Here is a 24,495-nt window from a genome sequence, read left to right as displayed (position 1 = left end):
CGGTGACCCCACGCGACGTCGTCCTGCGTGAGCTCGGGCGCAGCGCCCCGGTCCTGCCGGTGGTCCTGGTGATCGCCCTGCTCGCGCTGCCCGTGCCGGAAGCCGGTGGCGAGGCGTCGGGCGGCGGGACCGGAACGGTGGCCGACGCCGCCTCGGCGCTCCTCGTCGGCCTCTGCGCCGTCCATCTCGTACGCACCCGGCGGCGCCCGCTGAGCCGGACCGCCGCCGTGCTCCTCGGACTTCCGGTCGTCGGGGTCACCGTGGCCGCCTGCGGGGCCGCCGACGCCGCGACCGGTGTCGCCGGGGCCGCGCGGTACCTCCAGATCTTCGTGCTGGTGCCCGCGGCCGTGCTCATCCTGGTCCGCGACGCGCGCCACTTCCGGGTCATCGCCTGGGCGTTCGTGGCGCTGGCGCTGTGGCAGGGCGCCCTCGGCGTGCACCAGAACCTGACCGGCACCGGGGCCTCGTACATGGGTGAGGACATCCGCGCCGTCGGGACGTTCGGCTCCACGGACGTCATGGGGATGGCCACGGTCGTCTCCTACGGGATCGTCAGCGCCCTCGCGCTGGCGTTCCGCCCGCACGCCCCGCGCCAGCGGTGGACGGCGGCGGTGTGCGCGGCCCTGCTGACCGTGCCGCTCGCCCTGTCCTTCAGCCGCGGGGCGTGGATCGCGACGGCGGCGGCCTGCCTCGGCGTGCTGCTGCTCGCGGGGGCGCGCCGCGCGGGCCGGGTGCTGCTGGCCGGGGGCGCGGCGGCCGTGGTCCTGGTCGCGGGGCTCGGCGTGGGCTCGGCGATGCTCCAGCAACGGCTGAGCAGCATCAGCCAGGTCACGGGGGCGCCCGACCAGTCGGTCACCGACCGGTACACGATGTGGGCGGCGTCGGCGGACATGTGGCGCGAGCGCCCGGTGACCGGCGTCGGCCTGAAGGGCTTCCCCGACCACCGCGACAGCCACGCCTCGCTGGCCCTGTCGTCCGGCAGCGACACCGCGGGGGCGGGCAGCGGCTTCGTACGCCAGCCGCTCCTGTCGCCGCACAACATGTACCTGCTCGTGCTCGGCGAGCAGGGGCTGCTCGGCCTCGTCACGCTGGCCGGCGGCTGGACGGCGCTGCTCGTGTGCGGGCTGCGACGGTGGAAGCGCCGGTGCGCCCGGCCGGACGGGCCCGGCGGTCCGGAACTGGACTGCGCGCTGCTGGCCTGCGGCCTGCTGATCTGGCAGCTCGTCGACTTCGTGTACGCCGACATCGGCGGGCCGACCACCGTGCTGACGGCGGTCGCGTTCGGCGTCGCGGCGTGGTGGGCGGTCGGCTCGCGCGGGCTGCCGGAGGAGGCGGGCGCGCGATGACGACCGTGCCGCCCGCGGTGGCCGCGGAGCAGGCTCCGCGCCCGCCCGGGGCGGGGAAACCGGCCGCGAAGAGCGGCGGGTCGTTCCTCGCCAAGGCCTGGCTGGTCACCGCCGCGCTGTCGGTGGCAGGTTCCCTCCTCGGGCTCGTACGCGACCAGGCGCTGGCCCACTTCTTCGGCGCCGGGACCGACACCGACGCCTTCCTCGTGGCGTGGACCATCCCGGAGCTGGCGGCGACGCTGCTCATCGAGGACGGCCTTGCCTTCTTCCTCGTACCGGCGTTCAGCCTGGCACTCGCCCGGCGCGCGGACGACGCCGCCGGGGACCCGGTGCGGGCGCTCGTACGGGCGTCGCTGCCGCGGATGTCGCTGTGGTTCACCGCCGCGTCACTGGTGCTCATGGCGGCGGCGCCGTACGTGGTGGCGCTGCTGGCGCCGGGGCTGCCCGACCGGCAGGCGGCCGTGGACTGCACGCGGCTGACCGCCACCTGCGCCTTCACCTTCGGGCTCACCGGCTATTGCAGCGCGGCGCTGCGGGCGCACCACCGGTTCGTGGCGCCCGCGACCGTGTACGTCGCCTACAACGCGGCCATCATCACCGCCCTGTTCGTCCTCGCGGCGCCCTGGGGTGTGCGGGCCGCGGCGGCGGGGGTCGCGGTGGGCGGCGCGCTGATGGTGGTCGTACAAGCGCCTGCTCTGTGGCGGGAGTTGCGGCGCGGGCCCACCGCCACCCCGGCCGCCGCCGAAGGGCCGGTGGCGGCCGCGACGCTCCAGACGGCGATCATCTGGACGGTCCTGCTGTTCGCGCTCTGCCGACAGTCGCAGGTCCTCATCGAACGCTTCCTCGCCTCGTCGCTGCCCGCCGGGGCCATCTCGCACCTGAACTACGCGCAGAAGGTCGCGCAGATGCCGATGGTCCTCTCCCTGATGCTGTGCACCGTCACCTTCCCCGTGGTCGCCCGCGCCCTCGCGGCCGGGGAGACCGAGCGGGCCCGGGACCGCGTCGAGCGCGACGTCGTCCTCGCGGGCTGCGTGGTGCTGCTCGGCACGGCCGCCGTCATCGCCTCCGCTCCCGCGCTCATCGAACTGCTCTTCCAGCGCGGCGCGTTCACCGCGCGGGACACCGCCACCACCGCGTCCGTCATGCGCGTCTACGCCCTCGGGCTGCTCGGCCACACGCTGGTGGGCGCGCTCGCCCGCGCCCACTTCTCCCTCGCCAGGACCACCTGGATCCCCTGCTACGCGATGTTCACCGGCATCGTCACCACCGCGGGCATCGGCTTCCTCACCGTCGGCACCTGGGGCGTCCACGGCATCGCCGCGGCCAACGCCACCGGCATCTGCGTCAGCGCGCTGCTCCTGCTGCGCGGCATGGGCCCGGACACCGTGCCCATCAGGACGCGGACGCTCGCCGGGCAGCTGGGCCGCCTCGTGGCCGCCGCCGGGGGCGCCACCGCGCTGGGCGCCCTGTGCGTGGAACGGGTGGGGCAGCCCGCCCTCGCCGTCCTGGCGTCCGGCGCGGTGGTCACCGTCTCCTTCGTGCTGCTCGGCCTGCTCCTGCGCGCCCAGCCCTGGCCGTCCGCCCTCCGTCACGTCACAGGAAAGCTGCGTCATGCCCGTTGAACTCACCCCGTCCGCCTCCCCCACCGCCGGCGAGCCCTTCCTGCGGGCCACCCCGCCCCGGTCGTCCGCGTGGATCGCGATGTACCACTCCGTCGCGTCCGTCGCGGACCCCGCCGACGACCCGTACCGCATCACCGTCTCCCCCGACCGCCTCGCCGAACAGCTGCGGTGGCTGCGCCACCAGGGCCTGCGCGGTGTGTCGATGCGCCACCTCCTGGACGCGTGCGCGCGGGGCGAGGAACGCGGCCTGGTGGGCCTCACCTTCGACGACGGCTACCGCGACTTCGTCGACCACGCCCTGCCGCTGCTGCGCCATTACGACTGCACGGCCACCTTGTTCGTGCTGCCGGGCCGCCTCGACGGCGACAACGCCTGGGACCCGCTCGGCCCCCGCAAGCCGCTCCTGGGCGCCGACGGCATCCGGCAGGCCGCCGCGAGCGGCGTCGAGGTCGCCTCGCACGGGCTGACCCACGTCGACCTGACCACCGCCGACGAGGAGACCCTGCACCGCGAGGTCAGCGGCAGCCGGGCGGCGCTGACCGGCCTGACCGGCACCGAGGTGCGGGGCTTCTGCTATCCGTACGGCCGGGTCGACGAGCGGGTGATCACCGCCGTGCGCTGCGCCGGATATCAGTACGCCTGCGCCATCGCGCCCGGCCCCCTCGCCGGACCGTATGCGCTGCCCCGCGTCCACATCGGCCAGAGCGACTCGGCCGCGCGCCTGCGCCTGAAGGTGTGGACGAACCGGCTCCGGCACCGCGTCCTGGACCGCTCGGCGGTCACCGGATGAAGGTCCTGCACGTCATCACCGGCCTCGGCGTCGGCGGCGCCGAACAGCAACTGCGGCTGCTGCTGCGCCACGTGCCGGTGGAGTGCGACGTCGTGACGCTGACCAACGCGGGCGCCGTGGCACGCGGGATCGTCGCCGACGGCACACGCGTGACCGACCTCGGCATGGCCGGCAACCAGGACGTGACGGCGCTGCCCCGGCTGGCCCGCCTCATCAGGGCGGGCCGGTACGACGCGGTCCACACTCACCTCTACCGCGCCTGCCTGTACGGGCGCGTCGCGGCCCGCCTGGCCGGGGTGCGCGCGGTGGTGGCCACCGAACACTCCCTGGGCGACTCGCAGATGGAGGGGCGGCCCCTGACGGCGGGCGTCCGCGCGCTGTACCTCGCCGGGGAGCGGCTCGGGCGGATGACGGTCGCCGTCTCCCCCGCCGTCGGACGGCGGCTGCACCGCTGGGGCGTGCCGCGCCGGCGCATCCGGGTGGTGCCCAACGGCATCGACGTGGACCGCTTCCGGTTCGCCCCCGAGGCCCGCGCCCGCGCCCGGCGGCGCCTCGACCTGCCCGACACCGCGTACGTCGTCGGGGGCGTCGGCCGGCTGACCGGCGGCAAGCGGTTCGACGTACTCCTGCACGCGGCGGCCCAGCTGCCCGAGGACGTCGCCGTCCTGCTGGTCGGCGCGGGGCCCCAGGAGCAGGAGCTGCGGCAGCTGGCCCACCGGCTCGGCCTCGCCGACCGGGTGCGGTTCGCCGGGGAGGCCGCCCACGAGGAGAGCGAGGGCGAGGACGGCGCCCCGGCCCTGCCCTCGCTCCTGTCCGCCATGGACGCGCTGGCCTCCCCCTCCCCCGAGGAGGCCTTCGGGCTCGCGCTCGTGGAGGGCCTGGCCTGCGGGCTTCCCGTGCTCTACGCCTCGTGCCCCGCCCTCGACGACCTGCCCGCCGACGCGCGGACCAACGCCTCGTACCGCCCGAGCGACCCGGACTCCTTCGCGCAGGCCCTCTACGGCCTGCGCGGCGCCCGCCCCTCGGGCCGCTCCGCGCCCGCCTCGGTGGAGCACTACAGCATCACCCGAAGCGCCGACCAGCTGATGCGCGTCTACGCGTCCGTTGTGCCCGGCCCGACCCTGGAGGTGAACCCTCGATGAGCGACTGTGAGAACGAGCGGTCGCGCGCCGACGCCCTGCGCGCCCGCCTGGCCCGGCTGCCCCGCTGGTGGCCCCTGCCCGCCTGCGCGGCGGCCGGCGTCCTGGTGGGCGGCGGGTACGGCGTGTTCCAGACGCCGCAGTACACCGCCACCAGTTACGTCGTCGCCGTACCGCAGGCCAAGGCGGACCCGGCGACGGCGCTCGGGTTCGCCCAGGCGTACGGCCGCGTGGCCGCCCAGGTGGCCGTGCTGGGCGACGCGCAGGTGGAGGCGGGCATGACGCCCGCGCAGCTGCGGGACAGCGTGCAGGTGGCCACGTCCCCCGACGCGCCGATGATCTCGATCTCCGCGCGGTCGGACCGGCCCTCGGCGGCCGCCCTGACCGCCAACGCGGTCGCCAGGTCGCTCGCCACGAACGCCAACCACGCCAAGGACAGCACCCAGGTCAAACTGCTGACGTTCTCGCGTGCGCTTGAGCCGACCGAGCCGTCCTCGCTCTCCACCGGGGTGACGACCCTGGTCGGCGGCTGCGCGGGCGGCCTGCTCGGCGGCCTCGCCCTCCTGGTACGTCCACGGGGCCGTACGGAGGCGCCCGCCGCCGCCTCGGTCCCGGGCCCGGCGTCCGCCCTGGCCCGGAGCGCGACGTGAGCACGGCGGCGAACACGGCCGCGGGCACGGGTCTCCTCGTCACCCGGGTCTGCGCCGACGAGGACGAGTTCGAGGCGCTGGCCGGCCAGTGGGCGCGGCTGCACCGGTCCTGCGAGGCGGCCACGCCGTTCCAGAGCCACGCGTGGCTCACCTCCTGGTGGCGGTCCTACGGGCGGCGCGGGCGGCTGCGGGTGCTCCTGGTCCACGAGGGCGAGCGGCTCGTCGCCGCCGCCCCGATGATGCGGGTGAGCCGTCCGCTGCCGGCGCTGAAGCCGCTCGGCGGCGCGATCTCCGACTTCTCGGACGTCCTGGTGGACGGCGCCCTGCGCGAGGCCGGGACGGAGGCGCTGGTGGCGGGGCTGCGCGCGCCGGCCTCGACCGCGCTGATCGACTTCGGGGAGGTCCGCCCCGGTGCCTGTGTCGAGGCGGTCCACGAGCGGTGGCCCGGGCCGAAGCGGGCGCTGGCCGACTCGCCCTGCCTGGAGCTGCCCCCGCTGCCCATGGAGGAGCTGCTCCAGCGGCTGCCGACGCCGCGGGCCCAGCGCACCCGGGCCAAGATGCGCAAGCTGACGGCGCTGGGCGTGCAGGCGCGCACCGTGCCCCTGGAGGAGGTGGAGGCGTCGGTGCGGACCCTGCTGCGTCTGCACGAATTGCAGTGGCAGGGCCGCAAGGTGACCTCCGAGCACCTCCAGCCGCGGTTCCGCGAGCACCTGCTGCGCTCGATGCGGCCCATGGTCGCGGCCGGCGAGGCCGTGGTGACCGAGTTCCGCCTGGACGGCGAGGTGTTGGCCGCCGACCTGACCCTGCTCTCCGGCACGCTGGCCGGCGGCTACCTGTACGGCGCGCATCCGCGCCTGCGGGAGCGCAAGGTGGACGTGGCGACGATGCTCCTGAACGCGTGCACCCGCCACACCGGCGGCGAACAGCGGCGCGCGCTGAGCCTGTTGCGCGGCGACGAGCCCTACAAGCACCACTGGCGGCCCGAACCGGTCACCAACCAGCGCTTCCTGCTGGCCCGCAGGCGGACGGCGCCCCTGCTGGCCGCGGCTCTCGGGGACGCGTCGGCCCGACGGTGGGCGAAGGAACGGATGCGCGCGCGGGAGGAGCGGTCGCGGGACGGGCATTCCAGGGAGGGGCGGTCGCGGGGGCGGGAGGCGAAGGGCGCGCGGGAGGCGGACCGTGGCGGCGGGGGCCCCTCGTGAGGGCCCGCACCGCCTGTCCCCGCCTCAGCCGCGCCGCGCCCCCTGCCACCAGTCGAGCCGCACGCACAGCTTCCCGCCGAGCCAGTACTCGACCCAGTCGCCGAGGTCCAGCGGTGAACACTCGGGCGGCCTCACCGGATCGGTCGGCTCGGTCGGCTCGGTGGGTACGGTCGGCACCGTCGGTGTGCTGTCGCGCCCGGAGAGCAGATCGCGGTAGACCGCCGAGGCCCCGGGGTTCTCCTTGCACTGCCATACGCCATGCGGGCAGTAGTCGGTGACGGTGTTGTACAAGGGCTTCTTCTCGTCCATCCATTGCAGCATGCGGCGCATGTATTCTTCGTTGTCGCCGTTGCGGAACAGCCCCCATTCGGGATAAGAGATGGGTTTCTTGTGCGCCGCCGCGAAATCGACGTGGTCCTGGAGTCCGTAAGGCTCCGCCACCTGTTCGTCGAATGACATGCCGCGCGGCTGGTCGTACGAGTCCATGCCGATGATGTCGACCACGTCGTCACCGGGATAGCACCGCGTCCAAGGAACGGCGTCACGCCCTCTGCTGGGCGTGAAGTCGAACCGAAACTCCTGTCCGGCCACCGAGCGCATCGTGGTGACGATCCTGTTCCAGTACTTCTTCCAGGACTCCGGGTCCGGGCCACAGCGATGGGTGTAGGTCGTGCCGTTCATCTCCCAGCCCGGCACGATCACCGTGTCGGGCACGCCGAGGTCGACCAGGCGTTCGGCGAGCACCCGGAAGTGGCGGTCGAAGCGGCCCGCGGCGCCCTGCCGCAGCAGCCCGGCGACCTCCCGGTCGCTCACGCCTTCTTCGTTGCGTTCGAGCATCGGGACGTTGAGGACGAAGAGCCTGTCGTCCTTCTCCTTGCGCCAGGCGGCCCAGGCCTCCAGGAAGCGCGGGGCGCCCTCGATGTTGCTCCAGCGGTCGCCGGGGAGATAGGTGTGGCCGACCCGCAGCTCGGCCCCGCCGAGCCACTCGCTCAGCTCGCCCATGCGCTCGACACCGCGCGGGCCGTAGTCGAGATACGCGCCGAAGGCAGGGGCCTTGCCGGTGGGAGGCCCGGGAGCCGGGGGCGCCGCGGGGATCACCGGGCCCACGGAGGACACCGGGGGCGGCGGCAGGGCGTCCGTCGTACGGGCCGGTGACGCGGCGGTGAGGGTCACCGCCGACATGGCCCCGGCCACGAGAAAGGAAAGCCGCGCACCGCGCCGCCGAAGCCCTGGACCCATAACCGCTCCTCTTTCTCGGCCCCACCCGCTGACACTCCGTCATACATATTCCTATTACGCCAATCGAGTTTCTAATCCCGCGTTCCGCCACATCGCCCATATGGACGATCGAGCAGCGAGGTCGAATGTGACTCCCCTCGATACACGAATCCCCGCGGTCCTCCTCAGGATCGACCGCAATCCCTTCCACCACGGGACGCTGGGCGCCGTACGCTCCCTGGGGCGCGCGGGAGTGCGGGTGCACCTGGTGGCCGACGACCACGAGAGCCCCGTACGCCACTCCCGGCATCTGCACCGGCTGCACCCGGCGCCCGCCCCGGGCGCCCCGCTCGCCGAGGTGGCCGCCACGCTGCGCCGGGTCACACGCCACTTCACCGCGCCCGCCGTACTGATCCCCCTGGACGACGCCAGCGCCCTCGCGATCAGCGCCCTGCACGCCGATCTGAGCGACCGCTACCTGCTGCCCCGCCCGACGGGCGACACGGCCGAGCGCGTCGCCGACAAGGAGAGTCTGGCGCGGGTGTGCGCGCGGGCCGGTGTCGCGCATCCGACGACGCTGGCGCCGGAGTCGGCCGCCGACGCCGTGGGCGCCGTCGCCCGGCTCGGCATCCCCACCGTGGCGAAGTGGAGCCGCCCCTGGCTGCTCCCCCAGGGCGCGGGCCTGCGCAGCACCACCCTGATCGGCTCCCCGCACGAGGCGGCGGCCCTGTTCGAACGCGGGGCCGAGGCCGGCAGCCGCCTGTTGCTCCAGGCCTTCGTGCCCGGTGCCCGGGACGCGGACTGGTTCGTCCACGGGTACGCCGGCCGGGACGGCGTCGTACGCGGTGGCGGCACCGGCCGCAAGCACCGCTCCTGGCCGCGCTCCGCAGGCCTGACGGTCAGCGGGGAGTGGACCCACCAACCGGCACTGTGGGCGTCCGCACGGCAGTTGGTCACGGCTCTGGGCTACCGGGGCGTGTTCGACCTGGACTTCCGCAGGGACACCGCGACCGGGGCGTTCCATCTCATCGACTTCAACCCGCGCCCCGGGGCCCAGTTCCGGCTCTTCGCCGACGGCGCGGGCATGGACGTGGTGCGTGCGCTGCACCTGGACCTCACGCATCGGCCCGTGCCCGCCCCGCACCCCCTTGAGGGCCGTGCCTTCGTGGTGGAGAACTATGCCCCGCTGACCGCGCTGCGGGTCCGGCCCCGTCCCTGGCCATCGCTCCGGCCCGGCAGGCCCGTGCCGTCCCCGCCCGGCGAACTCGCCTGGCACGCGGGCGACGACCCGGCCCCCGGGGCGGCCATGCGCCGCCTGTGGCTGCGCCATGTGACGCGCCGCCTGCGGGACGGTGCGGGCCGCCTGGTGCGCAGGGCGCTGGCCGTCTTCTCCCGTGGGACCCGACAGGACGGGCGCACTCCCGCGGTCGTGCCCGGCCAGTCGACCCGGGAGCGGGCATCCACCGACGCGTGACCATGCCCCGTGCCCCCGCCGGTGGCGGGCGCGGCCGCGCTGATCGGGTGGAACCGGGGCCGCCGCCAGGCGTGGCACGCCGCCGCGCGGCCCGGGGCCCCTACTGTCGCCTCAGGTGACGCGGAGACGGCACCCGGCCCGGCCGCCGTGCATGCGATGGTCCACGGCGGCCGGGCCACCAAGGCCCGGGCGCTCTTCCGAGTGACGTGGCGGGCGAACGGGTGAAGGTCGCGCACCGCGCGACCCGTCAGGTGGTGCACTGAAAGCGCTTCATGGGACGGACCGGGTCGCTTCCCCGCCAGCCGTCGGCAGCCATGCCGTGGGTGAGCGACGTTCCCCGACAGGCCGGCCGCCCTTCCTCCCGCGCCGGCGGGGAAGCGATCGCGTCCAGACTTCCCCGTCGGCGGCTGCCGCTCCGGACAACTCCTCGACGCACGCACAACGCCGCGAGCGCGCACAGCTCTTGACTCACGCACCACTCTCGATTCACGCACAGCCCTCATTTCACGCACAGCTCTCCTTTCACGCAGGAGCCCCGCTACCTGGCAGGTAGCGGGGCTCTTGTGCGTGACACGCGACGCGGCCGGCATGCCCCTCCGGGGCGGGCGGTCTACTGCCGGGCCGACGCGGTGAGTCCGCGGCGCCGGTAGAGGATCGCGCCGCCGAGCAGCAGCCCGGCACTCGCGGCGGCCGCGCCCAGGAGCGCCTGGTCCGTACCCGTCTCGGCCAACTCGCCCTCAGGGGCGGCCGCCCGCGCGGGACGGTCGGGCCGGGGCGTCTGCGGCTCGTGCTTCGGGTCCCGCGGCGGCACCACCTTGGAGGGCGCCTTGGGGCCGGGCTCGGTCCGGGGCCGGGGCTCCGGCTTCGGGTCCGGCTTGCCGGCCTCGGGCGGCGGTCCGTCGTCGTGCCGCGAGGACACGTTGGCGCACTTGTTGCCCATGGACGGGTTGGCCACGGACACGACGCCCGCGGTGTTGCCGCAGGCGTTGACCGGGACGTGGACGGGCGCCTGCACGTTGTTGCCCGACAGAATGCCGGGCGACTTGGCCGCCACCGCGTGCGCGGTGGCGCCGCCGCCGGAGGAGGAGCGATGCTCGCCCGGGCCCCCGTGTGAAGGGTGGGAGTGGTGCTTCGCGGGCGGCGCCTTCGAGACGTTGGCGCACTTGTTGCCCATGGACGGGTTGGCGACACCGACACCGTTCACGGTGTTGCCGCAGGCGTTGACCGGAACGTGGACGGGCGCCTGCACGTTGTTGCCCGACAGAATGCCGGGCGAGCCCACCGCCCGGCCGTCCGCCTCGGCGTCCGCGAACGCGGCGGTGCCGGACAGGGACAGGATGCTCGTGGCAGCCGCGGCGGAGAGCATTCCTTTACTGAGAGCCTGTCGCAATTGAGTGGTCTTTCTCTGTGCGAGGGGGAGCCGGCCCCACGGCCGGGTGCCGCAGGGGGCGGCCGGACACGACTGGGACAGCCGGGCCCTACGTCAGTCGTTGACGCACTTGTTGCCCATGGCCGGGTTGAAGAGCCCGACGACGTTGATGGTGTTGCCACAGACGTTCACCGGCACGTGGACGGGGATCTGGGTGACGTTGCCGGAGACCGTGCCCTCGGAGCCGATGGCTTTGCCCTGCGCCCCGGCGTCCGCGAAAGCCGGAGCGCCCATGCCCAGGGCCGCGACGGCACCGGCGACGATCGTCGCGCTCTTCTTCAGCTTCACAGCTTTTCCCTTCTTTCGGGTCACGCCTAAACGGCGGCCGCGGCCGGGCGGGGAGTTCCTTTCCCGCACCGTGACCTGAGCTCTGCTTAACGAGTGAAGGGAGGAGAGGAAACCGAGCCGTTGACGCCCCGGGGAAGTTCACCCGAATGCCACGTGGATTTGTCAGCCGCGGGGCCAGGGGTCGCGCTCGACCAGGCTGCGCCACTCGGGGTCGGGCCGGCCGGGGATTGTCCTGCCCTGCTCGCGCCAGCTCAGGAGCACGGAATGAAAGAGAGGATCTGTACCGTAATGAGGATCAGTACGGTAATCGGTGCGGTTTTCCGGTGGCCGTCTGCTCGCGGGGATGACGCCTTGCCGCTTCCAGGGGCCTGTGTGGTCAGCCATGATTCCTCGTTCGGCTCATTGAGAGGACGGCACCATTTAGATCTCTGTTCCTTTCGGCATCGCGAATGAAACAGCACCATGGGCAGGACCCCTTTCATTCGCGCGCGCCGCGGCAGCCGTCCGGAGATCGACCCCCCGACGCCCCGTTCCGTCGGCCCTTCCGTACTGTCACCATGCGGAGTCCGGAGTGCAGGGGGAGTCGTTCCCCTTCGGGGCGGGGCGGGAGGCGTACATGACCGAGGTGTTTCTGCGGCGACTGAGCCGTTGGCAGGCGGAGCAGCAGCGCGAGGCCGTCGCCAACCTCTACGTCGAGGCCTATCGGGGAACAGCCGGCGCCGAGTACCGCGACCGGCAGGGCTTCTTGCGGCGCTTCGAACACGACGTGCAGCAGCTCGACTTCGACATGGTCGTCGCCGACTCCGGAGGTCTGGTCGGCTGCCTCTACGGCTACCGCGCGGCGTCCACCGGCGAGTGGTGGGAAGGCTTCCGCGGCATCCTGCCGGTGGGCGTCGAGGAGCAGACCGCTTCGGGGCGGGTGTTCCTACTGAGCGAGCTGATGGTGGCGCCCGCCCGGCGCGGGGCGGGCGTCGCCACCCGCCTGCGGACACTGCTGCTCTCCCGGCACACCGCCGACACCGTCGTCGCCGTCATCAGGCGGGACGACGATCAGGGGCGGGAGGTGCTGCGGGCCTGGGACTGGGTGAAGCTGGGCGAGTTCGATCCCGGCCGGGAGGGGTGGCTGCGGCCGCCTTCACCGTCGGCCTGAGCCGGGCCCGTCGTACCGCACCCGTGGTCAGCCGGTCCTGCTCGCCTTGAGGGAGTACATGAGCGGGATGCGCGGGCGGTCGGCCGGGAAGCGGTAGATGCCGTCGCGGCCTTCGAGCGCGCCGAAGCGGGCGAAGAGCGTCGTGTCGTGCTCGCGCAGGAACTCGATGCGCAGCCCCGCGGCGGCCAGCGCGGAGACGACGTCACCGAGGGGGTGCTGCCACTCGACGCTGCGGTTGTGGACGGTGGCCGTGCCCGTCCCTGTGGCCGTACCTGTGGCGGTGGCCGCGTCGCCTGCGTCCATGTCCGCGTAACCGGTGGGATCGTCCTCGACCCAGGCGTCGCTCGCGAAGTAGTCGTGCTCGATACGGGAGCCCGTCGCGTCGTCCAGGATGTCGGTGAGCGGGTGGAACTCGGCGAGGTAGAGGAAACCGCCGGGCTTGACGAGCGAGGCCGCGGTCTCGGCCCAGCGCCGGATGTCGGGGAGCCAGCAGAGCGCGCCCACTCCGGTGTAGACGATGTCGTACGAGGTGTCGGGCACCGCTTCCGCGGCGTCGTACACGTCGGCGGTGACGAAGGCCGCCCGCTCGGGGCCGAGGCCGAGCTCGGCGGCGAGCTCGCGGGCCGCTTCGACGGCGCGCTCGGAGAAGTCGAGCCCGACGACACGGGACGCGCCGTGCCGGGCCCAGGAGAGCGTGTCCATGCCGATGTGGCACTGGAGGTGCAGCAGGGACTTGCCGTGTACGTCGCCCACCTCGGCGCGCTCGAAGTCGCGCAGGGCGCTCTCGCCCGCGCGGAAGGCGTCCACGTCGTAGAAGTCGCTCGCGAGGTGCAGCGGGACGCGCTCGTCCCAGCGCCTGCGGTTGGTCTCGCGCCAGTCGGCGGGCGTCGCGGAGTACATGAGCGGAAAGTTATCCACAGGCTGGGGACCCTCGCCAGCGGATTGTGGGCGGGGACAGGCACTATGGGGGCATGAGCGAGACGGGTGCCGAGAAGGCCACGGGGTCGGAGTCCATGCCGGACTGGGAGAAGCGGTTCAGGGCGCCGCGGGTGTCGCTGCCGGACTGGGCGGAGGACGCGCCGCAGCGCTCCCTGTTCGTGTCGAACGCGACGGGGACGTACGAGTTGTACGCGTGGGACAGGCAGACCGGCGTCCAACGCCAGGTGACCGACAGGGCGAACGGCACGACGGACGGCGTCCTGTCGCCCGACGGCGAGTGGGTCTGGTGGTTCGACGACAAGGACGGCGACGAGTTCGGCATATGGATGCGCCAGCCCTTCGCCGGCGGCCCGGACGAGCCCGCCGTGCCGGGTCTCGACGCCTCGTACCCCGCGGGTCTGGCGCTCGGCAGGGACGGCCGGACGGTGGTCGTCGGCCGCTCCACGGACGAGGACGGCACGACGATCCATGTCGTACGACCGCGGGGCGCGGGCGGGCAGGGAGCGGAGCCCGTCGAGGTGTACCGCCACCGGGAGTCGGCGGGCGTGGGGGACCTCTCGCACGACGGCACGCTGATCGCCGTCGAGCACACGGAGCACGGCGACGCGATGCACTCCGCGCTGCGCGTGATCGGGCCGGACGGTTCCACGGTCGCCGAGCTGGATGACACCGAGGGCGGCACGGTCGAGCTGGGCCTTGAGGTCCTCGGCTTCGCGCCGGTCGCCGGGGACCCGCGGCTGCTGGTCGGGCATCAGCGGCGCGGCCGCTGGGAGCCGATGGTGTGGGACATCGTGTCGGGCGAGGAGAGCGACCTCGACCTCGGTCTGCCGGGCGACGTGAGCGCCGAGTGGTATCCGGACGGCTCCGCGCTGCTCGTCGCGCACGGTTTCGAGGCGCGGGGCGAGCTGTTCCGCTACGACCTCGCCTCGCGGGAGCTGGAGCGCATCGAGACGCCCGCGGGCTCGGTGTCGGGCGCGACGGCCCGCCCGGACGGCACCGTGGAGTACATGTGGTCGTCGGCCGCCGAGCCGCCGGTCGTGCGGTCGACGTCGGGCCGTGTCGTCCTCGATCCGCCCGGCATGAAGGCGCCGAAGTCCGTCCCGGTGGAGGACGTGTGGGTGGAGGGGCCGGGCGGCCGCGTCCACGCCCTCGTCCAGCGGCCCGCAGGGGCTTCCGGTCCGCTTCCCACCGTCTTCGAGGTGCACGGCGGGCCCACGTGGCACGACAGCGACTCCTTCGCGGCGGGCCCGGCGGCCTGGGTCGACCACGGGTACGCGGTGGTGCGGGTCAACTACCGCGGCTCCACGGGGTACGGCCGTGAGTGGACGGACGCCCTGAAGCACCGCGTGGGCCTCATCGAGCTGGAGGACATCGCGGCGGTGCGGGAGTGGGCGGTGACGTCGGGCCTCGCCGACCCGGAGCGGCTGGTCCTCTCGGGCGGCTCCTGGGGCGGCTACCTCACGCTGCTCGGCCTCGGCACGCAGCCCGAGGCGTGGGCGGTGGGCCTGGCCGCGGTGCCCGTCGCGGACTACGTGACGGCGTACCACGACGAGATGGAGGCCCTCAAGGCCATGGACCGCACGCTGCTCGGTGGCACGCCGGAGGAGGTCCCGGAGCGCTTCGCCACCTCGTCCCCCCTGACGTACGTGGACCAGGTCAAGGCCCCGGTGTACATCTCGGCGGGCGTCAACGACCCCCGCTGCCCGATCCGCCAGGTCGACAACTACGTGGACCGACTGGCCGCGCGGGGCGCGGTGCACGAGGTGTACCGGTACGACGCTGGCCACGGGTCACTGGTCGTGGACGAACGGATCAAGCAGGTGGCCCTGGAGCTGGACTTCGCGGCGCGACACCTTCCGGAGCGGCGGGTGTCCTGAACCGCCGCTTCGCCCCACCCGCCCGCGGGCCCGCCTTGTACCGCCGGGCAACGGGCGGGTGGGTGGGTGGGTGAGCCGCCGCGGAGCGGCGGAATCCGCGGCACGAAGCCACGGAGCCGTCGGCCCGGCAGGCGGCCACCCCTGCAGGGGCCCTACCCCACGGCTCAGCCCCCCGCAGGGGCCCCGTACCGTGGGGGTGTGTACCGGTTTCTGCTGACGCCCCGCTGGTGGGGGATCAACGTCTTCGTCGTGCTGGCCATCCCCGTCTGCATCTTCATGGGTTCCTGGCAGCTCGGCCGCTTCGAGGACCGCGTACAGGACCACGAGTCCGCCAAGGCGCAGGCCCGGGCCCAGGCCGACGAGCAGGGCGCGGGCGGTCGGCACACCAAGGCCAGGCCCCTCGACGCGCTGCTGCCCGTCGATCAGGAGACCTCGGGCGAGCAGGCCACGGCCACCGGCCGGTACGGCGAGCAACTCCTGGTCCCCGACCGGCAGTTGGACGACAAGCGCGGCTTCTACGTCCTGACCCTGCTGCGCACCGACGACGGCAAGTCGCTGCCGGTGGTCCGCGGCTGGCTCCCGGGAGACGCGGACACCGCCAAGGCCCCGGCCGCCCCCAAGGGCGAGGTCACGGTGACGGGCGCGCTCCAGGCCTCCGAGAGCCCCGGCTCCAACGGGGTCAGCGCCGCCGGCGGCCTGCCCCGGGGTCAGCTGGGCGCGATCAGCTCGGCGTCGCTGGTCAACCTCGTACGCGACGACGTGTACGACGCGTGGGTCACGCTCGCCAAGGCCGATGCCGGGATGAAGGCGGTCCCGGCGGCCGCGCCGAGCAACACCGGCCTGGACCTGAAGGCCTTCCAGAACCTCGGCTACACCGGCGAGTGGTTCGTCTTCGCCGGCTTCGTCCTCTTCATGTGGTTCCGTCTCTTCCGGCGCGAGGCGGAGGTCGCCCGCGACGCGCGGCTCGGCCTGCTGCCCGACGCGGCACAAGCCGCACCGAAGGCCTAGCCGGGCCCGGGCCCGCCGGGGCACAGGGCCGAGGCGGGCTTCAGGGCACTCAGGACGTTCAGGACGCGGGCAGGATCCCGGTCCGGTAGACCGTACCCGCGCACGCGTTGGGGACCGTCGCTCCCGCCGAGGGCGAGCCCGCCTCCGCGGTCAGGGTGACCACGACACTGCCGTCGGCGACCGCGCCGTCCGTCCGTCCCAGCTGGGCCTCCATGCCCTCGGAGCCGCCCTCCGGCGTGGTGCCGCCTTCGGTGGGCGTCGGGTCGGGCGTGGGTTCGCCGCCGGTCGTCGGGCACGCCTCGGACGGCAGCCAGGCGAAGCGCACCTCGTACGCCGCGCCGGGCTGCAGGACGAGCGTGCTCGCCTCCAGCGAGGGGTCGGGCAGGGCCGCCGCGCCGTCGCCCGCCACGTGGGAGGCGACGGCGATCTTCGTGGGGTCCGCCGCACCCTGGGCGTCGCGCTGACGGCACCCGCGGCCTGGACGGTGCAGCTGCTGCCGGAGATGTTGGTGACGCGGAAGCTGCCGTAGACCTTGTTGTCGGCCTCGGCGGGGCCCGCGCTGCCGGTGGCGCCGAGCTGGGCCGCGGCGCAGACGGGCGAGGTGGCGGCCTCGGAGGTGTCGGGATCGGGCGAGCCCGTACCACCGCCGCCCGTGCCGCCCTTGCCCTTGCCTTCCTTCTTGCCCTTCTTGTCCTTCTTGTCCTTCTCCTTGGACTTGCCGGGTTTCTTGCCGGCGTCCTTCTGGCCCTTCTCGGGGTCCTTGCCCTGGCTGGAGCCGCCCTGCGCCTCCTGGCTGTTGCCCGCGATGGAGGGCCGGTCGTCCGAGCCGCCCCGGGAGTTGGTGACGTGCACCAGCGCCGGGACCGCGGTGCCGATGAAGAGCGCCGCGGCGGCGAGGCCGACGACGGCCTGGCGCTTGCGGGCCCTGCGGGCGGGGACCGCCTGCCGCAGATGGTCGAGGGAGCGCTCGTTCGGCTCGATCTCCCGCACGGCCTCCCGCATCATCCGCCGCAGCGCGAGCTCGTCCGAGCCCAGTTCGTCGGAGCGCAGTCCGTCCGGGCCCGGCTCGTCGGAGCCGGTGCCGTCCGCCGGCCCGGTGCCGCCCGCGGGGCGAAGCCCGTCGGATCCGTTTTCGGGGCCGTGATTCACGTTTCCGTTCCCGCCATGGTGCTCAGATCCGCCCTGCTCGTCACGCTCGCGCTCACTCATGCCGGCGCCTCCATCGCGACCCGGAGGGCCGCGATGCCGCGCGAGCCGTACGCCTTCACCGAGCCCAGGGATATGCCCAGGGTCTCGGCGACCTGCGCCTCGGTCATGTCGGCGAAGTAGCGCAGCACGAGGACCTCGCGCTGGCGCCGCTGGAGGCCTCGCATCGCCTTGATCAGCTCGTCGCGCTCCAGCAGGTCGTAGGCCCCCTCCTCGGCGCTCGCCATGTCGGGCATCGGCTTGGAGAGCAGCTTGAGCCCGAGGATGCGCCGCCGCAGGGCGGACCGCGAGAGGTTCACCACGGTCTGGCGCAGGTAGGCGAGCGTCTTCTCCGGCTCCCGCACGCGCTTGCGCGCGGAGTGGACCCGAATGAACGCCTCCTGCACGACGTCCTCGCAGGAGGCCGTGTCGTCCAGGAGCAGCGCGGCGAGGCCGAGCAGCGACCGGTAGTGGGCGCGGTAGGTCTCGGTGAGATGGTCGACTGTGGTGCCCGCGGTCATCGTGTCGTCAGCGCCCTCGCGCTGGGCCGGGATGGCGGCGGGCCGCGCTGCGGGCATGGGCGCGATCACCGGCATACCGCCGGTCGCGCGGGTACGACGAGGGGGACGCAGCGCTGTCGCGCCTCTCGCCTGTACCGCTGTGAAGTCGAGTACCTCTGCCACGCCTGTTGGACACGCTTCCCCCCGTCAGGGTTGTACGCGTCCGGCATCGCGTTTGCGGCGAGTCGCGCGGGCACCGCTTGTGACGATGCATCAAATGCCCCCATGCGTACCAGCTCTTCCCCTATGCCCCATTTTTGCGGCGCCCAGGCCACCCCCGGAGAGTGACCGCTAAAGACGCCCCCCGTCCCGCTGCCGGTTGCAGTGATCGGGCGCGAAATCATCGAACGCCGAGATGATCCAGTTCAACCGTCCTGGCCACCGGGTTGGACACAGAACTTACACAGACCTCACAGAGATCTTGGCCCTGGGGCTGCATACCGATCAGTTCTTGGGGCATACGTCCGGGTTGGCCACTCGACCCGCGCGCTCAACCCGCCGTGAACTCCCCCGCCACCAGCTCCGCGATCTGCGCGGTGTTCAAGGCGGCCCCCTTGCGCAGGTTGTCCCCGCACACGAAGAGTTCCAGGGCAGTCGGATCGTCCAGCGCGCGCCGCACCCGGCCCACCCACGTCGGGTCGGTGCCGACCACGTCCGCGGGCGTCGGGAACTCCCCGGCGGCCGGGTTGTCGAACAGCACGACCCCCGGCGCGGTGGCGAGGATCTCGCGCGCGCGGTCGACCGTGACCTCGTCCTCGAAGCGGGCGTGGACGGTCAGGGAGTGCGTGGTCACCACCGGGACGCGTACGCACGTGGCGGCCACGCGCAGCGACGGCAGCCCGAGGATCTTGCGTGACTCGTCGCGGACCTTCATCTCCTCGGAGGACCAGCCGTCCTCGCGCAGCGACCCGGCCCACGGCACCACGTTCAGCGCCACGGGCTCCGGGAAGGGCCCCGTGTCGTCGCCGACGGCCCTGCGCACGTCCCCCGGGCTGGTGCCCAGCTCGGTGCCGGTCACGAGCTTCAGCTGGCGCCGCAGCGTCTCCACGCCGTCCCGCCCGGCCCCGCTCACGGCCTGGTACGAGGAGACGATCAGCTCGCGCAGCCCGAACTCGGCGTGCAGCGCGCCGACGGCCACGATCATCGACAGGGTCGTGCAGTTCGGGTTGGCGACGATGCCGCGCGGCCGTACGCGCGCGGCGTGCGGATTGACCTCGGGGACGACCAGCGGGACGTCCGGGTCCATCCGGAACGCGGCGGAGTTGTCGACCACGACGACGCCCTTGGACGCGGCGAGCGGCGCCCACTGCGCGGCCACCTCGTCGGGGACGTCGAACATGGCGACGTCGACCCCGTCGAAGACGTCCTCGGACAGGGCCAGGACCTCGGTCTGCGCACCGCGCACGGCCAGCTTGCGGCCGGCCGAGCGCGGTGAGGCGACGAGTCGGATCTCGCCCCAGATGTCGGCGTGCTGCGACAGGATCTGGAGCATGACCCTGCCGACGGCCCCGGTCGCTCCGACGACCGCGAGCGTCGGCTTACGGCTCATCGGCCGGTGCCTCCATAGACCACGGCCTCGTCCGTGTCGGAGTCCAGGCCGAAGGCGGTGTGGACGGCGCGCACGGCCTCGTTCACGTCATCGGCGCGGGTGACGACCGAGATGCGGATCTCGGAGGTCGAGATGAGCTCGATGTTCACGCCCGCGTCGCTGAGCGCCTCGAAGAACGTCGCCGTGACCCCGGGGTTGGTCTTCATGCCGGCGCCGACCAGGGAGATCTTCGCGATCTGGTCGTCGTAGCGCAGGGAGTCGAAGCCGATGGCCGAGCGGGTCTTCTCCAGGGCGTCGATGGCCTTGCGGCCCTCGGCCTTGGGGAGGGTGAAGGAGATGTCGGTCAGGCCCGTCGAGGCGGCCGACACGTTCTGCACGACCATGTCGATGTTGACCTCGGCGTCCGCGATCGCGCGGAAGATGGCGGCGGCCTCGCCCGGCTTGTCCGGCACGCCGACGACCGTGATCTTGGCCTCGGAGGTGTCGTGCGCGACACCGGAGATGATGGCCTGCTCCACCTTGCGGGCTCCTTGCTCGGAGTGTGCTTCGTTGCTGTTGCTGACCCACGTTCCCTGGAGCCCGCTGAAGGACGAGCGGACGTGGATCGGGATGTTGTAACGGCGCGCGTACTCCACACAGCGGTGGAGGAGCACCTTGGACCCGGAGCTGGCCAGCTCCAGCATGTCCTCGAACGAGATCCAGTCGATCTTCCGCGCCTTCTTGACCACACGCGGGTCGGCGGTGAAGACACCGTCGACGTCCGTGTAGATCTCGCAGACCTCGGCGTCGAGGGCGGCGGCGAGGGCGACGGCGGTCGTGTCCGACCCGCCGCGGCCCAGCGTGGTGATGTTCTTGCCCTCCTGGCTGACGCCCTGGAACCCGGCGACGATGGCGATGTTGCCCTCGTCGATCGAGGTCCTGATCCGCCCGGGGGTGACATCGATGATCCGCGCCTTGTTGTGGACGGAGTCGGTGATGACGCCGGCCTGGCTGCCGGTGAACGACTGGGCCTCGTGACCCAGGTTTTTGATCGCCATGGCGAGCAGCGCCATCGAGATCCGCTCACCCGCGGTCAGCAGCATGTCGAATTCTCGCCCGGCGGGGATCGGCGATACCTGCCCGGCAAGATCGATCAACTCATCCGTCGTGTCGCCCATCGCGGACACCACGACAACGACCTGATGGCCGTTCTTCTTGGCGTCGACGATTCTCTTGGCGACCCGCTTGATGCCCTCGGCATCGGCTACGGAGGAGCCTCCGTACTTCTGCACGACAAGGCCCACGTGCGCTCCTCGCTCAATTCCGTTGTGCGGTCGGCTCAGTTTAACGAGCGACCGAAATTCGCCTCGCGGATATCACATCGTGAGATGTCCCGCTCACGAGTTGATCACCTCAGGCATACGTTCCCGCTTGTCGGGTCGTACGTTCCGGCCGCTCGGCTGGGCACATGCCCGCTGCGGAGCGCAGCACTCCGGAAAGTGGGGCGGGTCACACACCCCCGCCCGGTCCCGCGAACCGTGGGGCCGCGCCGTGTGCCCGCGCTATTTGACCGTCCGCAGGCCCAGCGGCCCCGCGATCTCCTCCGCCATCACCTTGCCCGCCTCCTCGGCGAGCGAGTCCTCCATGAGGTCCTCGTCCGTGTCCAGGCCGTCGAGGTCTTCCAGGGGCTGGTTCAGGCGGACGTGGGCCACCAGGGACTGGAGCGCGCGCAGGGCGGCGGACGCCGTGCCTCCCCAGTTCGAGAAGTACGAGAACTGCCACCACCACAGGGCCTCGGTCGTCCGGCCCGCGCGGTAGTGGGCCAGGCCGTGGGAGAGGTCCGCGACGACGTCCGCGAGGTCGTCCGAGATCCGGGCGGGCACCGGCGCCTTGCGGGGCTCGTACGGGTCGAAGACCTCGGAGTAGACGTCGATGGGGGCCAGCAGCTCCGCGAGGCGCTGACGGAGGTCGTCCACGTCCTGCTCGGGGCCGAGGTCCGGTTCGTACCGCTCCTCGGGGACGATGTCCTCGTGCGCGCCGAGGCGTCCGCCGGCAAGGAGCAGCTGGGAGACCTCAAGGAGCAGGAAGGGGATCGCCGAGTCCGGCTCGGCGCCCCGCGCGACCTCGCGGACCGAGACGATGAAGCTCTCGATCTGATCGGAGATCTGGACCGCGAAATCGTCCGGATCGTCGGTCACGGTGTTCAGCGTGGCGTCAGACATCTAGGAGTCGTCTCCCCTCGAAAGCGCGGCCCAGGGTGACCTCGTCCGCGTATTCCAGATCTCCCCCGACAGGGAGCCCGCTGGCCAGGCGGGTGACCTTCAGGCCCATGGGCTTGATCATGCGGGCGAGGTACGTCGCTGTCGCCTCGCCCTCCAGATTCGGGTCGGTGGCCAGGATCAGCTCCGTGACCGTGCCGTCCGCGAGCCGCGCCAGGAGTTCCCGTATGCGCAGGTCGTCCGGGCCCACGCCCTCGATCGGGCTGATCGCCCCGCCGAGGACGTGGTACTTCCCGCGGAATTCACGGGTCCGCTCGATCGCCACGACATCCTTCGGCTCCTCCACGACGCAGATGACCGAGAGGTCGCGGCGCGGGTCGCGGCAGATGTTGCAGAGCTCTTCCTGTGCGACGTTCCCACAGGTCGCGCAGAAGCGGACCTTGTCCTTCACCTCAAGGAGGGCGTGCGCCAGGCGGCGCACGTCCGTGGGCTCCGTCTGGAGGATGTGGAAGGCGATCCGCTGCGCGCTCTTGGGACCGACGCCGGGCAGCCTGCCCAACTCGTCGATGAGGTCCTGAACCACGCCTTCGTACAACGGAACGCCTTTCCTGAAGTCCCTGAAGGACAGTGCCGAGTCTCTACGTACGGTAGATGGCCGAGGGGTTTCTTAGAAGGGAAGGCCCGGGATGCCTCCGCCGCCGAGGCCCTGGGCCAGCGGGCCGAGCTTCTGCTGCTGGAGGGTCTGCGCGTTCTCGTTGGCCGCCTGGACCGCCGCGACCACGAGGTCCGCCAGCGTCTCGGTGTCCTCCGGATCGACCGCCTTCGGGTCGATCACCAGGGCGCGCAGCTCGCCGGAGCCGGTGACCGTCGCCTTGACGAGGCCACCGCCCGCCTGGCCGTCGACCTCGGTGCGCGCCAGCTCCTCCTGCGCGGTCGCGAGATCCTGCTGCATCTTCTGGGCCTGCTGGAGCAGCTGCTGCATGTTGGGCTGGCCACCACCGGGGATCACGATCAGCTCCTGGTTTCTCACGGGTGCGATGAGCGGGTACAACGGGCGGGGTATCCGCCTGAAACGAGCCTACGTGGTCGGGGGTGCCGCCGCCCCAGCACTCTTTCGAGTGAGAGATGCCGTCTTCCTATACCTGATCAAGCGACTCTTCCGGGCGGAAAAGCCGTGAAACCGGGCTCACGCCCACCCATTGGGCGGTAGGACTTGTGCCACCCCATCGGCACGGGATGTCGCGCCGCCGCAGGGAGCAGGCCGCAGGGAACTGTCAGGATCTCGTAGAGCTCGTAGAGGAGTGCCGGGTGAGCCAGCCGGAGATGCAGCCCGAGGGGGTGCCCCCCGAAGGGCAGGGTGCGGGGGCCGGACCGGGTGCGGGCGGGCAGCGGCTGGGAGATCTGACCGGGCGGGCCTTTCCGCACGGCGACTGGGGTGAGCCCGCCGAGCGGCTCGACGAGCTGTACCGGTGGGTGGAGCGGGGCGCGCTGGAGACCGCCGAGTGGTATCTCACCGACCGGGGCTGGAAGCGGCGCGGGGCGCGGCTGCTGCGGGCGGGCACCGCGCTGGGCGCCGTGGGCACGGGGGTGCTGCCGCTGCTCGATCTGGCCGGGGCCGTGAGCGGCGTGGCCACGTGGGGGTTCGTCTCGCTGCTCGCCGGGGCGGCGTGCGTGGTGTGCGACCGGTTCTTCGGGCTCACGTCCGGGTGGATGCGGGACGTGGCGACGGCGCAGGCCGTGCAGCGGCGGCTCCAGGCGCTCCAGTTCGACTGGGCGTCCGAGAGCGTGCGGGAGGTCCTCGGGCCGACGGAGGGCACCGCAGGGGAGGCGGCCGAGCGGTGCCTCGGGGTGCTGCGGAAGTTCTCCGAGGACGTGACGGAGCTGGTGCGCGCCGAGACGTCGGACTGGATGGTGGAGTTCCGGGCGGGGCCGGTGCCGCTGGTCATGCAGGCGATGGTCCCCGGCGGCCCGCCCCGGGAGGCGCACGCCGCCCCTGGACGGTTCCCGCTGCCGCCGGGGGCGCGACCGAACATGCCCCGGCAGCGGCCGCCGGAGCCGAGGTAGCGGGCGCCGGAGCCTCGGTGGTGCTGCGGGCGCCACCGGTGGCAGTTGCCGTCGGTCACCGGCTTCGCCGAGTTCGTCCTCAATCGCCGGACAGGCTTCTTGATCTCAGGGTTCTCAGCTGTAGATGATCATCGAGCCCTGCGCCAGGCTCCGTGTCGTCGCCGCGTGCAGGCCCAGCCAGACGTGGCGCTCCCGGGCGTACGGGCTCGCGTCCGGAGGGATCGGGGCCGCCCGCTCCTCCAGGGACGTGGGAGCCGCCGGCGGCGTCGGGGCCAGCGGGGGGTTCGCCGGGTCGATGCCGATGGACGGGGCGACGAACTCCAGCTCCCGCAGGAGCGCCTGGGAGGAGCCCAAGGGGCCGCCGCCCGCGAGGAGTTCGTCATTGGACAGCGGCGCCGGGAAGTCCACCGGGACGTACGCGCCCGCGTGGTCGTAGTGCCAGACCAGGTGCGACCGCTGGGCCGTGGCGTCGAACATCTCCAGCAACTGCTCGTAGTCACCGCCCAGTTCGTCCACCGGTGTGACCTCCAGGCCGCAGATCCGCAGGAGGTAGGCGCGGCGCAGGAAGTGCAGGGCGTCGTAGTCGAAGCCCGCGACCGGGGCGACGTCGCCGGACAGGCCCGGCATGTAGGAGAAGACGGGGACCGACGGGAAGCCGGCCGCGTGCAGCGCCTTGTCGTAGGCGGCGATCTCTTCCGCGAAGGGGTTGTCGGGACTGTGGCACAACACATCGACGAGCGGGACCAGCCACAGGTCGCAGGCCAAGAAGGACTCCTCGGGTCAGGTCGGACGGTACGTGCGTCGTGC

Annotated in this window: 23 protein-coding genes; 11 read left to right on the top strand and 12 right to left on the bottom strand. The window is 72.7% G+C overall.

What is annotated here, in order from left to right:
* The first annotated feature begins 2 nt into the window (after positions 1–2).
* Genes ACOBQB_RS29910 through ACOBQB_RS29885 form a run of 6 tightly spaced genes read left to right on the top strand, consistent with a single transcriptional unit; the run spans position 3 to position 6,749 of the window.
* Entirely contained in the window at positions 3–1,346 is a 1,344-nt protein-coding gene (locus ACOBQB_RS29910; protein ID WP_423596025.1) for an O-antigen ligase family protein, read from the top strand.
* Complete coding sequence (gene murJ / locus ACOBQB_RS29905) at positions 1,343–2,968, top strand: murein biosynthesis integral membrane protein MurJ (protein ID WP_423596023.1); 1,626 nt, start codon at positions 1,343–1,345, stop codon at positions 2,966–2,968. Before ACOBQB_RS29910 ends, murJ begins: the two co-directional genes overlap by 4 nt.
* A complete protein-coding gene (locus tag ACOBQB_RS29900; protein ID WP_423596021.1) occupies positions 2,958–3,758 on the top strand; it encodes a polysaccharide deacetylase family protein in 801 nt (266 codons plus the stop codon). The genes murJ and ACOBQB_RS29900 overlap by 11 nt, the downstream gene beginning before the upstream one ends.
* On the top strand, positions 3,755–4,900 hold the full coding sequence (locus tag ACOBQB_RS29895) for a glycosyltransferase (RefSeq protein WP_423596019.1): 1,146 nt from the start codon (positions 3,755–3,757) through the stop codon (positions 4,898–4,900). Before ACOBQB_RS29900 ends, ACOBQB_RS29895 begins: the two co-directional genes overlap by 4 nt.
* On the top strand, positions 4,897–5,547 hold the full coding sequence (locus ACOBQB_RS29890; protein WP_423596017.1) for a lipopolysaccharide biosynthesis protein: 651 nt from the start codon (positions 4,897–4,899) through the stop codon (positions 5,545–5,547). The genes ACOBQB_RS29895 and ACOBQB_RS29890 overlap by 4 nt, the downstream gene beginning before the upstream one ends.
* Positions 5,544–6,749: a GNAT family N-acetyltransferase gene (locus ACOBQB_RS29885; protein WP_423596015.1), complete on the top strand. Its 1,206-nt coding sequence runs from the start codon at positions 5,544–5,546 to the stop codon at positions 6,747–6,749. Before ACOBQB_RS29890 ends, ACOBQB_RS29885 begins: the two co-directional genes overlap by 4 nt.
* Before the next feature lie 24 nt (positions 6,750–6,773).
* Here the strand turns inward: ACOBQB_RS29885 and ACOBQB_RS29880 are convergent, their stop codons facing one another.
* Positions 6,774–7,988, bottom strand: a complete 1,215-nt coding sequence (locus ACOBQB_RS29880; RefSeq protein ID WP_423596013.1) for a glycoside hydrolase family 26 protein — start codon at positions 7,986–7,988, stop codon at positions 6,774–6,776.
* 127 nt (positions 7,989–8,115) lie between these two features.
* Here ACOBQB_RS29880 and ACOBQB_RS29875 point away from each other — a divergent pair, with 127 nt between their 5' ends.
* Positions 8,116–9,441, top strand: a complete 1,326-nt coding sequence (locus tag ACOBQB_RS29875) for an ATP-grasp domain-containing protein (RefSeq protein ID WP_423596011.1) — start codon at positions 8,116–8,118, stop codon at positions 9,439–9,441.
* 610 nt (positions 9,442–10,051) lie between these two features.
* On the opposite strand, the gene ACOBQB_RS29870 is transcribed toward ACOBQB_RS29875, so the two are convergent.
* Both ACOBQB_RS29870 and ACOBQB_RS29865 read right to left on the bottom strand, forming a co-directional pair.
* On the bottom strand, positions 10,052–10,807 hold the full coding sequence (locus ACOBQB_RS29870; RefSeq protein ID WP_423596009.1) for a chaplin family protein: 756 nt from the start codon (positions 10,805–10,807) through the stop codon (positions 10,052–10,054).
* A 117-nt stretch (positions 10,808–10,924) separates the two neighbouring features.
* Positions 10,925–11,152: a chaplin gene (locus ACOBQB_RS29865; RefSeq protein WP_423598845.1), complete on the bottom strand. Its 228-nt coding sequence runs from the start codon at positions 11,150–11,152 to the stop codon at positions 10,925–10,927.
* A gap of 622 nt (positions 11,153–11,774) precedes the next feature.
* On the opposite strand from ACOBQB_RS29865, the gene ACOBQB_RS29860 reads away from it, so the two are divergent.
* Entirely contained in the window at positions 11,775–12,308 is a 534-nt protein-coding gene (locus tag ACOBQB_RS29860; protein ID WP_423596008.1) for a hypothetical protein, read from the top strand.
* Between the two features lie 27 nt (positions 12,309–12,335).
* Here the strand turns inward: ACOBQB_RS29860 and ACOBQB_RS29855 are convergent, their stop codons facing one another.
* Positions 12,336–13,208: a class I SAM-dependent methyltransferase gene (locus tag ACOBQB_RS29855; RefSeq protein ID WP_423596006.1), complete on the bottom strand. Its 873-nt coding sequence runs from the start codon at positions 13,206–13,208 to the stop codon at positions 12,336–12,338.
* A gap of 71 nt (positions 13,209–13,279) precedes the next feature.
* On the opposite strand from ACOBQB_RS29855, the gene ACOBQB_RS29850 reads away from it, so the two are divergent.
* Together ACOBQB_RS29850 and ACOBQB_RS29845 are read left to right on the top strand one after the other, a co-directional pair.
* Positions 13,280–15,124 (top strand): prolyl oligopeptidase family serine peptidase, encoded by a 1,845-nt coding sequence (locus tag ACOBQB_RS29850; protein ID WP_423596004.1) that lies wholly within the window; start codon positions 13,280–13,282, stop codon positions 15,122–15,124.
* Between the two features lie 198 nt (positions 15,125–15,322).
* Positions 15,323–16,132: an SURF1 family protein gene (locus ACOBQB_RS29845; RefSeq protein ID WP_423596002.1), complete on the top strand. Its 810-nt coding sequence runs from the start codon at positions 15,323–15,325 to the stop codon at positions 16,130–16,132.
* 150 nt (positions 16,133–16,282) lie between these two features.
* Here the strand turns inward: ACOBQB_RS29845 and ACOBQB_RS29840 are convergent, their stop codons facing one another.
* The 7 genes from ACOBQB_RS29840 to ACOBQB_RS29810 all read right to left on the bottom strand — a co-directional run bounded on the left by ACOBQB_RS29840 (position 16,283) and on the right by ACOBQB_RS29810 (position 22,633).
* Positions 16,283–17,341 (bottom strand): hypothetical protein, encoded by a 1,059-nt coding sequence (locus ACOBQB_RS29840; protein ID WP_423596000.1) that lies wholly within the window; start codon positions 17,339–17,341, stop codon positions 16,283–16,285.
* A complete protein-coding gene (locus ACOBQB_RS29835; RefSeq protein WP_392140598.1) occupies positions 17,338–17,913 on the bottom strand; it encodes a SigE family RNA polymerase sigma factor in 576 nt (191 codons plus the stop codon). The genes ACOBQB_RS29840 and ACOBQB_RS29835 overlap by 4 nt, the downstream gene beginning before the upstream one ends.
* A gap of 454 nt (positions 17,914–18,367) precedes the next feature.
* Positions 18,368–19,426, bottom strand: a complete 1,059-nt coding sequence (locus ACOBQB_RS29830; RefSeq protein WP_423595997.1) for an aspartate-semialdehyde dehydrogenase — start codon at positions 19,424–19,426, stop codon at positions 18,368–18,370.
* A complete protein-coding gene (locus ACOBQB_RS29825; RefSeq protein ID WP_423595995.1) occupies positions 19,423–20,709 on the bottom strand; it encodes an aspartate kinase in 1,287 nt (428 codons plus the stop codon). The genes ACOBQB_RS29830 and ACOBQB_RS29825 overlap by 4 nt, the downstream gene beginning before the upstream one ends.
* Positions 20,710–20,967: 258 nt before the next feature.
* Positions 20,968–21,627 carry a DUF5063 domain-containing protein gene (locus ACOBQB_RS29820; protein WP_423595993.1) on the bottom strand — a complete coding sequence of 220 codons (660 nt, stop codon included), beginning with the start codon at positions 21,625–21,627 and terminating at the stop codon, positions 20,968–20,970.
* The gene (gene recR / locus ACOBQB_RS29815; RefSeq protein ID WP_125514107.1) at positions 21,620–22,219 is read right to left on the bottom strand and encodes a recombination mediator RecR; all 600 of its coding nucleotides are present in this window, start codon (positions 22,217–22,219) and stop codon (positions 21,620–21,622) included. The genes ACOBQB_RS29820 and recR overlap by 8 nt, the downstream gene beginning before the upstream one ends.
* A 72-nt stretch (positions 22,220–22,291) precedes the next feature.
* Positions 22,292–22,633 (bottom strand): YbaB/EbfC family nucleoid-associated protein, encoded by a 342-nt coding sequence (locus ACOBQB_RS29810; protein WP_223779124.1) that lies wholly within the window; start codon positions 22,631–22,633, stop codon positions 22,292–22,294.
* A gap of 299 nt (positions 22,634–22,932) precedes the next feature.
* On the opposite strand from ACOBQB_RS29810, the gene ACOBQB_RS29805 reads away from it, so the two are divergent.
* Positions 22,933–23,688 carry an SLATT domain-containing protein gene (locus ACOBQB_RS29805; protein ID WP_423595991.1) on the top strand — a complete coding sequence of 252 codons (756 nt, stop codon included), beginning with the start codon at positions 22,933–22,935 and terminating at the stop codon, positions 23,686–23,688.
* Positions 23,689–23,802: 114 nt separating this feature from the next.
* On the opposite strand, the gene ACOBQB_RS29800 is transcribed toward ACOBQB_RS29805, so the two are convergent.
* Positions 23,803–24,453, bottom strand: a complete 651-nt coding sequence (locus tag ACOBQB_RS29800; RefSeq protein ID WP_423595989.1) for a hypothetical protein — start codon at positions 24,451–24,453, stop codon at positions 23,803–23,805.
* Between the last annotated feature and the right edge of the window lie 42 nt (positions 24,454–24,495).

It is taken from the genome of Streptomyces sp. G5(2025), from assembly GCF_049542075.1.
Lineage (GTDB): Bacteria > Actinomycetota > Actinomycetes > Streptomycetales > Streptomycetaceae > Streptomyces.
This window is presented reverse-complemented; position numbering and strand designations above follow the sequence as displayed.